Below are 12854 nucleotides of genomic sequence, written 5' to 3'. Positions count from 1 at the left end.
CTTATTTTGATGAATTTTGTTTTAGAATTAATAGGTCACAATACAAAGAATCCATTTTTTATAAAACAATTCTTAGAATGGTACTACAAAAACCTAAATATCAAAAAAACACAAAACAGACACTAGGCGTATAACTCAGTTTTTGTTTATATGTGTTTTAAAGTTGTTTCTGAGTGAATTAGCATATAAACATTAAAATTTAAATAAATCAGATCAACATGAGATTTGTAGAATCAGCTATAATAATTTTTGTTGATTTGTAGTCGTTTTACTATTGTAGTAGAAATAAGTCTTTTGAGTTTTGTTTTAGAAAATATTTTTTAATAACCCATTTCTCATTGTTAAATACTAACTGTTCACTGTTTATTGTTAACTCTATAGGTACTTCCTTTTTGCTTAAAGTTGCTGTTTTCGTAGCCTGCCTCAAAATCGTAAGTATTTTTTTTTATTTTTTTTATTTTTACTACAAAATTAGTACTGTCTAGTTTAGATTTTGGATTCACTTTTAGTAAACTAAATTCGAATTTATTTTTCCAAGTTATCTTAAAAGTGTCTGTTTTGTTTTTATAAGTTTCAATCTGAAGATCATGCACTCGATAAAAACTTGAGCTATCTCGTTTGTTCTCTAAATAGGATTTAAAATATCCTGATTTAAAAGAATAAGAGTTCGTGTTTTTTTTTGCTTCACAAGCAATCAAGACTGCTACAATAAAAAGGACTGTGGTAATTTTTTTTAACATGCTCTAAAGTTAAATAAAAAAAGTACTCGGAGATAAACTTCGAGTACTTTTTATACTGTACCTAAATAGGTTGACTACTTGAATTAGATTCCTGTATAATTACTTGGTGTAATTACTTTTAACTCTGCTTTTATCTCATCAGAAACTTCTAAAGTATCAATAAAATCTGCAATTGATTTTTGGTTGATTACTGAATTTGTTCTCGTCAATCCTTTTAGAGCTTCGTATGGATTTGGGTACGCCTCTCTTCTTAATATGGTTTGAATTGCCTCAGCAACTACAGCCCAATTATTTTCAAGATCTTGTTCAAAAGCCTCTTTGTTTATTAATAATTTGTTCAATCCTTTTAAGGTAGAAGAAAAAGCGATAAGCGTATGTCCAAAAGGAACACCAATATTTCTTAAAACTGTAGAATCTGTTAAATCACGTTGTAAACGAGAAATAGGTAGTTTTGCTGCCAAATGTTCAAATAAAGCGTTTGCAAGTCCAATATTTCCTTCTGAATTTTCAAAATCAATAGGATTTACTTTATGTGGCATTGCCGAAGAACCAACTTCTCCTTTTTTAATTTTTTGTTTGAAATAATTATTAGAAACATAGGTCCAGATATCTCTATCTAAATCCATAATAATATTATTAATACGTTTCATCGCATCAAAAATACCAGCCATATGATCGTAGTGTTCAACTTGAGTTGTAGGGAATGAGTGGTGTAAACCTAAAATATCCTCAACAAATTTAGTTCCAAAAGTTTTCCAGTCAATATTTGGGTATGCTACTTTGTGAGCATTAAAATTCCCTGTAGCTCCACCAAATTTAGCTGCATGTGGAATGTGTTGTAAATGCAAAACTTGTTGATTTACACGTTCTACAAAAACAAACAATTCTTTTCCCAATCGAGTAGGAGAAGCAGGTTGCCCATGTGTACGAGCTAACATAGGAACAGCAGCCCATTCTTCAGATAAATCAGCTAATTTCGCAGTTAATTCATCTAATATTGGGTAATAAACTTCTTCCAAAGAATCTTTAAGAGATAATGGAATCGCTGTATTGTTTATATCTTGAGAAGTCAATCCAAAATGGATAAACTCTTTAAATTCCTGAAGGTTTAAAGCGTCAAATTTTTCTTTGATAAAATATTCAACGGCTTTTACGTCATGATTAGTAATGCTTTCAATATCTTTAATTTTTAATGCATCTTCAGTACTGAAATTTGTGTAAATTTCTCTTAATGCAGGATATAAAGTAGTGTCAAAATTTTTTAATTGAGGTAATGGGATTTCACATAGAGCGATGAAATATTCTATTTCAACTTTTACTCTGTATTTGATCAACGCTTGCTCTGAATAATACTTAGCTAATGATTCTACCTTTCCTCTATACCTTCCATCAATTGGAGATATAGCATTTAAACTTGATAATGACATTTTTTCGTATTGAAATTAAGCACAAAAATACACTTTTTTAAAGAACTATAAGAATCTATTATTTGGAAATTTGAGCAGCATTTTTAATGCTGATTATTTGATTGTTTTATAACAATGTGATATTTTGAACATTGGTGTGCCTAGAAATTAATAACTTGTGCTTTGAAAATAAAATAAGGTATGAAATTCAATAAAATAATTGCATTTATCGTATTTATGGTTTTGGTGTATTCTTTTGGAGTAAAATCCGAAAAAAAAATAAACTCAATAAAGAGAAAAATAAAGGTTTTAATCATTGATGGACAAAATAATCATGGTGTTTGGCCTAAATCGACCATTATGATGAAACAATATTTAGAAAACACGGACTTATTTACCGTAGATATTGAAAGAACTAAATATTTATGGAAAGGTGAAGAAGAAAAATATTTTTTGCCTTTAGCAAATACAGGTACGAGTGAATTTTTTAAAAAATCAAAATCAGATCCTGATTTTTGTCCAAAATTCAGCAAGTATGATGTTGTCGTTTCTAATTTTGGTTGGGGAGTAGCGGATTGGCCAAAAAAAACACAGAAATATTTTGAAAAGTTTGTTCGAAATGGCGGAGGATTTGTAACTGTACATGCCGCGAATAATTCATTCCCCAAATGGTTGGATTATAATAAAATGATTGGTCTTGGTGGCTGGGGAGAAAGAAGTGAAAAAGATGGTCCTTATGTTTATTATAATAATGAAGGGAAATTGATCAGAGATAATTCTGTTGGAAAAGGTGGAACTCACGGAGAAAAACATGAGTTTCCTATTACAATTAGAGACACAAAACATCCAATTACTAAAGGCATGCCTACTGTTTGGTTGACAAATGCAGATGAGTGTTATGCTAAATTAAGGGGGCCTGCTGAGCGTATGACAATTTTGGCTACAGGAAAAGACCAGAGTTCCAAAGCACCAACGGACAGACACGAACCTATTTTTATTGTAACAGATTATGGAAAAGGAAAAGTGTTTAATACTATTTTGGGGCATGATGCGGTTTCATTTGAAAGTGTAGGTTTTATAGTTTCCTTTACAAGGGGAGTAGAGTGGGTCGCAACAGGAGAAGTAACGCAACCAATTCCAAAAGATTTTCCTTCAAAAGATAAGTCATCAAGTAGAAAATTTTATTTAAAAAAATAAACCAATGAGAACAATTTTAAGATAGGAGCTGTAGTGTTTTTTTAATGACAGTAAATTAAGTACAATCTCAATAAAATTACCTGTTTCTAACTTTTATTAACCGAATACTAAATAAAGAATAGCTCATAAGTAATACTGCCATATCTTTGAATAAAATAATATTTCTTATGAAAAATACGTTTGTGTTTTTATTCTTTTTTTTGTTTTCGATGATTGGTAATGCGCAGCGTGTAGTTTACAATTCTGATTATATATCTAGTAATATTAACGGAAAAGTGACTAAAGTTGAAGTTACTAATAAGGAAACGATACTTCATTTTGAAGTGCATTCTCCGATAGGAAGTTGGATTGCAATACCCAAAGAAACTTATATTGAAGATTCTGCAGGAAAAGGAACTAAAATTTATATTACCAAAACAGAAGGCATTACTCTTAGTGAAAAAAATTATATGATTGATTCTGATAAGATTCGCTATAAATTATTCTTTCCTCCTTTAGATTCAAACGTTAAGAGAATTAATTATGGTGAGGCAAATAAACAGGGAAATTGGTTTATTTATAAATTAAATATTTCAAAAAACGGTAAGAATTTTTTAAATATATCTAATGTTAATAGTTTGAATTCTAATAAAAAAGTAAAAAAATATAATATAGAAATACAGGACGATGCTAAATTATCCAAATTTAATTCTTTATTTCCAAAAGATCTTCCTATAAAAATGTTTGGGAATTGGTGCGATAAATACGGTTCTATTGTTCTTACCATAACTCCTGATTATATCATTTATAATTCTAAAATTCAATTTTATCAAAACATTCAAAAAAATAATGATCATAAATTTATTATAATAACGAATAATAGTTTGTTTGAAATTTTTAATTTGGAGAATAATATAATGAATGTTAGAACAGATAAATTAAGTGCTCTAAGTAGGAAACCTTTAAGTAAAAAATTGCCTAAAGGGATAAAAGGAGAATATATACACGGGTTAAAAGTTAAAAGATTAAAAATTACAGATTATAATTTTTATATTAACGATTATGGAGATGGATACCCTGAAAGAACAATAAAAAAGAAGATAGACCTTGTTGCTAGTTCACAATCGGGTAATAGAATCAGTATAGTAATTTATAATGATGGCAATTATGTTTTGTATTTAGTACGTAAAAAAGACAATGGATATAGTATCAGCCCTCGAAAGTATCCGAGTGCTAAATATATAAAATATAAATAATACATTTTTGAAAATCAAGAACATTCTGTTATTATTTTTTACAATGACCTCTCTATTAAGTTGGGGTCAAGGTAGTAATATTGTTCCAACGGAGCTTTCTGATTCTGTTCTTGGAAGCTGGATGAATGATAAAAATGAAATTGTTTTAATTATTAAGGAAGATTATATAATAATACAAGATAAATTGTTTTACTATTATGAGATTATCAGAGAAAAACATAATCTAAATTTTACGATTGCAAACAATACAGATGTAAAGTATTTTAGTGTCAATAGTATTAATTCGAAAAGCCTATTTTTAGATGAAGGGTTTAAGGTATCGAAACTTAAAAAAGCTACACCAAAAGAATTAAAGGAAATTCCAGAAAGTATTTTAGGTAATTGGTTTTCGCCAAATGCAAAAATACTCTTTGAAAAAGATAAAATTGTTTTTTCTGGAGATACATATACAATTGATTGTATTATTGGTGTAGCTCCAGGTAAACAACATTTTATTTTGTATAAACACGCAGAGTTCTTTTATGCCTATACCTTTAACAATGGGATAGATTTGTGTTTGCAAACATGTTTTAATGGTTATTCTGTTTTTAAAAAAGAATCCTTTTTTAGAAAACACTTGATGACTATCGTGATTATATGTGTTATCTCTTTTATGATATTAATCTATTGTGTTTTTAAATGGAGGTTGGTTTTAGTAAAGAATAAAGAAATTTCAAAGAGAAAATTTACAGAAATACAATTAAAAAGTATTCGCTCTCAAATGAATCCACACTTTTTGTTTAATTCGTTAAGTGCAATTCAAAATTTAATAAATAAAGGAGATAACGATAAAGCAAATCATTATTTGACTGAGTTTTCTCAATTGATGAGATTAACACTTAATAACTCTGAAAAAGGATTGGTTTCTTTGTTTGATGATCTTGAATCTATTTCAAAATATTTAGAATTGGAAAAATTGAGATTTTGTTTTGTCTCAAATATTACCATAGCTAAAGAGGTTAATTGTCATGAAATTGAAATTCCCGCCATGTTGATTCAGCCTTTTGTAGAAAACTCTATTAATCATGGACTTAAAGGAAAAAAAGGAGCTAAGTTGTTGAGTATTACAATCAAAATAGAAAAGGGAAACCTATGTTGTTTGATTGAAGATAATGGTATTGGAATTAATAAGTCTCAATTGAATAAGAGCAGCAATTTAAATCATATCCCTTTTGGCTTGAAATTAGCTAAAGATAGATTGAATTTGATCAATGAAAATTATAAAACCAATGCGAAAATAATAATTACGGACATTTCTGATATAGATCAAAATAAAACAGGAACATGTGTTGAAATCTATTTACCCTTGTTCTATTGAGTTGGAAAATAAATATACTAAAATGATTACATGTATTTTAATTGATGATGAAGCACACAACCTAGAAAATCTTAGAAGATTGTTATTAAAAAATTGCCCAAATGTAGAGGTTGTAGCTTTAGCGAATTCTGCAGAAGAAGGGATTGAGCTAATAAAAGAGCACAAACCAGATTTAGTTTTTTTAGATATCGAAATGCCAAATAAAAATGGATTTCAGATGTTAGAGTCTATTCCAAAAATAACATTTCAGGTGATTTTCGTAACCGCCTATGATCAATATGTTCTAAAAGCAATGAGATCTTGTGCTTTAGATTATTTAATGAAACCAGTTTCTATTTTGGAATTAAAACAAGCTGTTTTAAAAGTCTCTCAGGTAGTTTCTAAGAACGAAGGAAATAAGAAGCTCAAAGTTCTGTTTGAAAACTTAAAAGATGTAAACCTGCCTCAGAAAATTATACTTTCAACGGCTGAAGAGTTGTTTTTTGTTCCCATTAAGGATATAATAAGATGTAAAGGAGAAAGTAATTATACACAGTTTTTTCTTACCGATGGCAGCAAAATATTAGTATCAAAGACGCTTAAAGAATGGGATAATTTATTATGTCCTCATCAATTTATCAGAACACATCAGTCGCATTTAATTAATAGTTTACACGTAAGTTCTTATGTGAAAAAAGATGGTGGTTATATAGTCATGAAAGATGGTAGTATGGTTAGCGTATCCAGGCTTAAAAAAGAAGAAATTTTAAAAAATTTGGCTTCTTTAAATTTATCTATATAAATCTTTTGTGAGTGTAGAAATATTTTAACAACAATTTAAAGTGTAAAATAAGATTTTGGTGTTATATGCGCAATTTTCAAAAGAATCTTGAATTCAAGAATTATCAATAAGAGGAGAATGTATATTGTCAAATCTATAATAAGATCTACAAAAAACACCGAATACTAATTTAGGTGTGTTAATCCCTCATTCTAAGGACGTAAAATGGTATTGTATTTGTAACTTTATTTTAAATAAAAGCTTTAAAAATTATGTTGCTTTATTTACTCTGCTGAATGAAAAGTAAAAAAATGAAAAATATAATTTTAATAGTGGTGTTATTTGTTTGTAATATACTGTTCTCACAATCTAAAACGTTTGATATTTCTGGGATAATTGTTATGGATAAAGATTCGTCGGTTTTAGAATCAGCAACAGTATATTTGCAAACAGCTCGCGATAGTACCTTAATAACCTATACAATTTCCGATAAGGAGGGGAAATTTGTCATTGAAAATAAAACAAGTGACAATTTTGTAAATCTCTATATTTCTTATATTGGATATAAAACATTTCACAAAAAAATTAAACTCGATAGATCAAGCATTGATTTAGGAAAATTAAGAGTAGTAGAAAATTCCAATACTTTAGACGAGGTTATTATAAAAGCAGTAGCTCCTATAACAATTAAGCTGGATACTATAGAATATAATGTAAAGTCTTTTAAAACCAAAAAAGATGCAAATGTTGAAGATTTGTTAAAAGAGTTACCTGGTTTTGAAATTGATGAAAATGGTGTGATTACAATAAACGGTAAAGTAATGGATAAGATTTTAGTCAACGGAAAACCTTTTTTTGGTGGTGATCCAACTATTGCGACTAAAAACTTTTCTAAAGATATGATCCAAAAAATACAAGTATTAGATACAAAAACCGATTCACAGGCTTTTACTGGAGAAGAAGGTGATGCGACTAATAAAACAATCAATCTTGTCATAAGAAAAGAAGATAACAGAGGTGTTTTTGGTCGTGTAGCTGCAGGCTTTGGTACTGATGAACGATATGAGGCTGCAGGTATGTTAAGCCTCTTTAATGACGGACAGCAATTTAGTGTTTTGGCAGGTGGAAATAATATCAATTCTCCTGGATTTAGTTATGGAGAAATTAATAAGATGTTTGGAGGTAATGCCTCATCTAATATAGATAGTCAGGTGTTTGGTTATGGAAATCAAGGGATTGTAACCTCTGAAAATGCAGGTTTGAATTTTTCTGATGACGTAGGTAAAAAGATTACTATTTCAACAAATTATTTTTACTCAAATTCGGATTCTGAAAATGAAAATATTTCAAATACAGAAAACACTTTGCCGGAAAACAGGTACTATAGTAATTCTAATTCAAGTTCTATTTCAAATGGAGAGAAGCATAGTACAGAGACTAAATTTCAAATAAAGTTAGACTCAACTATTTTAATTACGATAGAACCAGAATTTAGATTTGATAAAGGAACTAATATTAATAATACAAATGAAAAATCTTTAGATGAAGACATGGTTTTAGTTAATGAATCCACAAGTAGTTCAATAGAAGAAAACAATAATAATTCCTTTGCTAATGGTATGAATTTCACCAAACGTTTTGGAAATAAAGGGGGCTTTTTTAAACTAGATATCTACAATAGTGTAGAGAAATCTAATTCTGAAAATTTATTTAATTCTGAAGTAGAATTTAATGATGATTCTACGGAAAACATTATTCAAAATGTTAATATAGTTGAAAAAGGTTCAGGCAACACTTTTGAATCGAGCCTTGTTTATAGAATGCCTATAAAAGCAGAATTATCGCTAGACATAAAATATAGTCACAGAACAAGGAAAGAGAAAAATTTCATTGAGGTTTTTGATATTGAAGAAACAAGTAATACACTTACTTCCAATGATTCATTGAACTCAGATTTTGAATATCTAAATACAACAAATACTCCAGGACTTTCATTAAGGTATAGGAAAGATAAATGGTCGTCCTCTTTAGGTGGAGAAATGGTTTTAAGAACATTGGAAAATAAAGACTATTTAAGACCTAGTTCAAATTTAGAACGGAATTTTAATGCACTAGATGTAAGATATAGATTACGATTTCGTAGTCCTATAAATTCGTATAGTTTTCGGTATGATTTAAGTAATAACCCTGCTCAGTTATCACAATTACAAACGGTTGTTAATATTACGGATCCTTTAAATATTGTAATAGGGAACCCTAATTTAAAACAGACAAAGAGTCATAGGTTATCTGCTTATTACAATTATAATAATTTTCAAAAAGGCAAGAGTTTTTATGCTTCAATACGGAGTAATATTTATAATGATAGAGTGATTTCTAAAAGCGAAATAGATGAAGAAGACCTTATAAAAAGAACTACATATACCAATGTTGACGGTTCTTATAATTTTTATTCATATTTAGATTACGGTAAAAAGATAAAACTAGATAGTGTAAAAACCTTACGTTTAAGCGTAGGATTAAGAGGTAGTATAAACAGAAGTATTAATTATTTTAATGATGTGCAATTTGCAAGTTTATCAGAGTCAGTTTCGCCAAATTTAAGAGCAAGCTTTAGGTGGATTGATGTTACAGATATTGACTTGAGATATAGCTTTTCTTTAAATAATAATACTTACAGCTCAGATGTATATGAAAACCAAAAATTCAATTCTCATCAAGTGTATTTACGGACAACTAACTTTTTTTATAAAAAAATTGAACTGCGCAACCAATTAAGGTATTCATATAATACTAATATATCTGACGGCTTTGATAAAAACTCTATTTTTTGGAATGCCACTATTGCGTATTCATTTATGAAAGATATGGCTACCTTAACTTTAAAAGGCTATGACTTGTTAAATCAAAATACAGATGCGAGAAGAATAATTAATGGAAATACTATTTCTGATACACAAAATACAGTTTTAAAAAGATACTTTATGTTAAGCTTTAGTTGGAAGTTTAATACACTAGGAAAAGCAGGTGAGGTTGATAATCGAAGAGGTCGTAGAATGAGGTAGTATATTTAAAGTTCTAACCTCAAGGTAACATTCTATAACTAGTTAGACTATATAAAACAACCCTTAACTAGTTAGTTGTTTTTTGACTTAAGTCGTCAGATTTAAAAACTAAGGACTTTAGTTCGTAGGGATTTAGTATTTTTCTAATGGTCGTTTCTTTATCATTCCTCCTTTTGTATCCTTTACTTTATTCATTATAATAAATGAATCAGAGTCAATTGTATCAATTTCTTTGCGCAGTCTTGCAATTTCAAGTCTTGTTATAACAGTATAAAGAATGTCGATATTTTTTAATTTATGACCCTTTGTTCCATAGCCACCTTTACCCGTATAAATGGTAACACCTCTTCCTAGTTTCTCAGTAATCATTAATCTTATTTTTTTACTTTCATCTGATATGATTGTTATACCTGTGTATTCTTCAACTCCTTCAATTATAAAATCTACAGTTTTTGCAGTGACTATATATGTTAGTATTGCGTATAATGCAATTTCTATGGATAAGATGTAAGCTCCGAATGAGAATATTACAATGTTAAAAAGTAATATTACATCTCCAATCGTGAGTCCTGATTTTTTACTTAAATAAATTGCTAATACCTCAGTTCCATCTATTACTGCACCTCCCCGAATTGCCATTCCTATACCTACTCCTAAGAAAAATCCACCAAAAACAGCGATAAGTAATTTGTCAGATGTTACTAAGGGATAAGGTATAAAGTGAACAATTATAGCAAGGCCAATAATTGCTAAAATACTCTTAATAGCAAATTGTTTTCCTATTTGAGAAAATCCAAGAATTATAAATGGAAAATTGATAATAACAATAAGTATGGATAACGGGACAGTAGTAATTTCAGATATTAATAGTGAAATACCCATAGCGCCACCATCAATAAATGAATTAGGTAATAAAAATCCTTTAAGTCCAAAACCAGCAGAAACAATTCCAATTATGATTAACAAAAAATCTTTAATAAGGTGAATGACATTAACTTTAAAAATTTCAACTTCATTCGAAATATTTTCATCATTGATCTCCTTTTTTTTTCTTCTAAGTGTCTGTTTTACTCTCGAAATAATTATTTGTTGAAAAAATGAGTTCATTTTATTTTTTTGTTATAGATATTTATTTTTTAGTGTTTTTTACAATGTCACAATCAGATATCGTAAGCATCCAAATAAAAATGCACGTATTAGTTTCCCTAAACAAAACTCATGCCTTTTAATAGTTTCCGTATATAGGAATCACACGGCAATGTTAACCTTGTTTTTTTATTAGTGCTAAAACTAGTGAATTATTTACAACTAGTTGTTGTTTTTAGTCTGTATTTTTGTTTTGCCTAGAAGTGTTTATCGTACTCTTTTGAGCTGTGGTTATGTGTTTTATTTAATGACATCTGATGTGGTAAATATCACAGAAGTAAAAGTTCACGATCAGTATATATCAGAGCAATTGATTTATTCGAAAGACATTATTTCCCACATTAATCAAATTGGTATAATTCGGGTTAATTAGGTTACTGACTGTATATTATATTAATAATAGAATCGAAAACTATACAAAAACTCGTAGTTTGTGATTGATTGTAGTATTTAAACAATGTATTATACTTATATAGGTTGCCCTTTTTTTGTTGTTACCGCAAAGTTATTTCCATTTTTTTTATGGCTTTTTAGTTAGCCAAAAAAATTAGAATAGCTTTTCTACGAGTTCTCAAGTTAGTAAAAAAATCAAATCTTTTTTATTTCTTTTATAAGATTTGTATTTAATATTAGGATTTAAGTGTACATCATAGTTTAGTCCCCAATAAGTTCGGAGTGTTCTTTTAAATTTCAAACTAATACATTTGAGATATGAAATACAAGAAATGGAGCTTGTCAGAAAAGTTAGAGATTTTAGCCTCTTGTGAGGAAATAGGAACTGTAGATTCCTGTCGTAAATACAGCGTTAGTACAAGGGACTTTGTACATCTGGAAGAGAGAAGCACGAGCAGCAAGGAGAAGCAGGCTTAAAAGTTACTTATGACATTCGTAGCAAGGAACTAAAGCAATCCGAAGAAGAGAATAGAATACTGCGTAAGCTATTAAGTAACAAGGAAATTGAATTAGAAATTCAGCGTGAACTTTTAAAAAAAAAGTTTGGAACCTCCGATCCAAGAAAGATTTAGTCAATGCTGTTTTTAAAAAACATGAGATTAGTAAAACTAAGATTATCAATATGATAGGCATGGTGCATAGCAGTTATTATCGTACACCTAGTCTTGGGAAAAAGGGAAAGACGGCTAGTAAACTCACCTATAATAAGATAAACGAATAGGTATATCAAGATGCTGTAGTTCAGTATTTTAAATAATTTTTAAGTTATGAATTTATAGATTGTGGATACCACTTAATGACTTCTTATTTACAGCGAGATGGTTATCTAATTAATCATAAAAAACTGTATAGAATTATGAAAGAAGAAGGTTTGTTAAAACTAGAAAACCGAATAAACAGAAGTGATTCTGGTCGTAAATTCGTAAAATTTAGAAAAGTAAACACCTCTAGACCTTTTGAATGCATAGAAATGGACATAAAGATGGTTTGGATTCCAAAGGCTGGTAAAAACGCTTATTTGCTCTTCATAATAGATGTTCATACCCGTAAAATATTAAAAGACTATTTTTCATTTTCAATAAAACAAAAGAAGGTGATAGCATTCCTTTCGGATTTGTTTTCAGAGTATCAATATCCTGAAAATGTAGTGATTAGAAGTGATAATGGAAGTCAATTTATTGCTAAAAACGTTCGTGAATACCTTGGTCTAATAGGAGTTCAGCAAGAGTTTACAAATGTAGCAACGCCAAAAGAAAATGCTCATATTGAAGCCTATCACGGCATATTAAAAAAAGAAGTCTTTACAAGAGTGGATTATAGAACTTTTGAGGAAATCGAAATAATATTAAAAAAACTGAGTTAGTCATTTAGTTTCTGTATCTTAGTGTCATTAAATATAACAGATATGGATATTTTTCAAGGTCAAAATATACTGAGTTTTATAAAAGAACTGCCAAATGATGAAGCTTGTAAGGCTTATTTAGCCAAAATAAAA

The 12854-nt window shown here is 28.9% G+C and carries 9 protein-coding genes and 2 pseudogenes; 8 read left to right on the top strand and 3 right to left on the bottom strand.

What is annotated here, in order from left to right:
• Window positions 1-134: pseudogene (locus V5787_RS07410) on the top strand (IS1595 family transposase); the annotation flags it as partial.
• A gap of 222 nt (window positions 135-356) precedes the next feature.
• Here V5787_RS07410 and V5787_RS07405 read toward each other — a convergent pair.
• Together V5787_RS07405 and purB are read right to left on the bottom strand one after the other, a co-directional pair.
• Entirely contained in the window at window positions 357-740 is a 384-nt protein-coding gene (locus V5787_RS07405) for a hypothetical protein (RefSeq protein ID WP_336892617.1), read from the bottom strand.
• An 83-nt stretch (window positions 741-823) separates the two neighbouring features.
• Entirely contained in the window at window positions 824-2167 is a 1344-nt protein-coding gene (gene purB, locus V5787_RS07400) for an adenylosuccinate lyase (RefSeq protein WP_336892616.1), read from the bottom strand.
• A gap of 180 nt (window positions 2168-2347) precedes the next feature.
• On the opposite strand from purB, the gene V5787_RS07395 reads away from it, so the two are divergent.
• The 5 genes from V5787_RS07395 to V5787_RS07375 all read left to right on the top strand — a co-directional run bounded on the left by V5787_RS07395 (window position 2348) and on the right by V5787_RS07375 (window position 9760).
• Window positions 2348-3343, top strand: a complete 996-nt coding sequence (locus V5787_RS07395; RefSeq protein WP_336892615.1) for a ThuA domain-containing protein — start codon at window positions 2348-2350, stop codon at window positions 3341-3343.
• A gap of 167 nt (window positions 3344-3510) precedes the next feature.
• Window positions 3511-4578, top strand: coding sequence for a hypothetical protein (locus V5787_RS07390; RefSeq protein ID WP_336892614.1), 1068 nt, complete (start codon window positions 3511-3513; stop codon window positions 4576-4578).
• 43 nt (window positions 4579-4621) lie between these two features.
• The gene (locus tag V5787_RS07385; protein WP_336892613.1) at window positions 4622-5935 is read left to right on the top strand and encodes a histidine kinase; all 1314 of its coding nucleotides are present in this window, start codon (window positions 4622-4624) and stop codon (window positions 5933-5935) included.
• Between the two features lie 22 nt (window positions 5936-5957).
• Entirely contained in the window at window positions 5958-6716 is a 759-nt protein-coding gene (locus tag V5787_RS07380; protein ID WP_336892612.1) for a LytTR family DNA-binding domain-containing protein, read from the top strand.
• A gap of 290 nt (window positions 6717-7006) precedes the next feature.
• Complete coding sequence (locus V5787_RS07375; protein WP_336892611.1) at window positions 7007-9760, top strand: outer membrane beta-barrel protein; 2754 nt, start codon at window positions 7007-7009, stop codon at window positions 9758-9760.
• Between the two features lie 132 nt (window positions 9761-9892).
• Here the strand turns inward: V5787_RS07375 and V5787_RS07370 are convergent, their stop codons facing one another.
• A complete protein-coding gene (locus V5787_RS07370; RefSeq protein WP_336892610.1) occupies window positions 9893-10867 on the bottom strand; it encodes a YitT family protein in 975 nt (324 codons plus the stop codon).
• 1348 nt (window positions 10868-12215) lie between these two features.
• Here V5787_RS07370 and V5787_RS07365 point away from each other — a divergent pair.
• On the top strand, window positions 12216-12722 hold the full coding sequence (locus tag V5787_RS07365) for a DDE-type integrase/transposase/recombinase (protein WP_336892609.1): 507 nt from the start codon (window positions 12216-12218) through the stop codon (window positions 12720-12722).
• Window positions 12723-12764: 42 nt separating this feature from the next.
• Window positions 12765-12854: pseudogene (locus V5787_RS07360) on the top strand (IS1595 family transposase); the annotation flags it as partial.

The organism is Flavicella sp. (assembly GCF_037132785.1).
GTDB lineage: Bacteria > Bacteroidota > Bacteroidia > Flavobacteriales > Flavobacteriaceae > Flavicella.
This window is presented reverse-complemented; position numbering and strand designations above follow the sequence as displayed.

What these genes read in the sequence shown, in the direction of transcription:
- V5787_RS07370 (WP_336892610.1), bottom strand. Translation starts at nt 10,867, where the DNA reads ATGAACTCATTTTTTCAACAAATAATTATTTCGAGAGTAAAACAGACA.
- V5787_RS07390 (WP_336892614.1), top strand. Translation starts at nt 3,511, where the DNA reads ATGAAAAATACGTTTGTGTTTTTATTCTTTTTTTTGTTTTCGATGATT.
- V5787_RS07380 (WP_336892612.1), top strand. Translation starts at nt 5,958, where the DNA reads ATGATTACATGTATTTTAATTGATGATGAAGCACACAACCTAGAAAAT.
- V5787_RS07365 (WP_336892609.1), top strand. Translation starts at nt 12,216, where the DNA reads ATGAAAGAAGAAGGTTTGTTAAAACTAGAAAACCGAATAAACAGAAGT.
- V5787_RS07395 (WP_336892615.1), top strand. Translation starts at nt 2,348, where the DNA reads ATGAAATTCAATAAAATAATTGCATTTATCGTATTTATGGTTTTGGTG.
- purB (WP_336892616.1), bottom strand. Translation starts at nt 2,167, where the DNA reads ATGTCATTATCAAGTTTAAATGCTATATCTCCAATTGATGGAAGGTAT.
- V5787_RS07385 (WP_336892613.1), top strand. Translation starts at nt 4,622, where the DNA reads ATGACCTCTCTATTAAGTTGGGGTCAAGGTAGTAATATTGTTCCAACG.
- V5787_RS07375 (WP_336892611.1), top strand. Translation starts at nt 7,007, where the DNA reads ATGAAAAATATAATTTTAATAGTGGTGTTATTTGTTTGTAATATACTG.
- V5787_RS07405 (WP_336892617.1), bottom strand. Translation starts at nt 740, where the DNA reads ATGTTAAAAAAAATTACCACAGTCCTTTTTATTGTAGCAGTCTTGATT.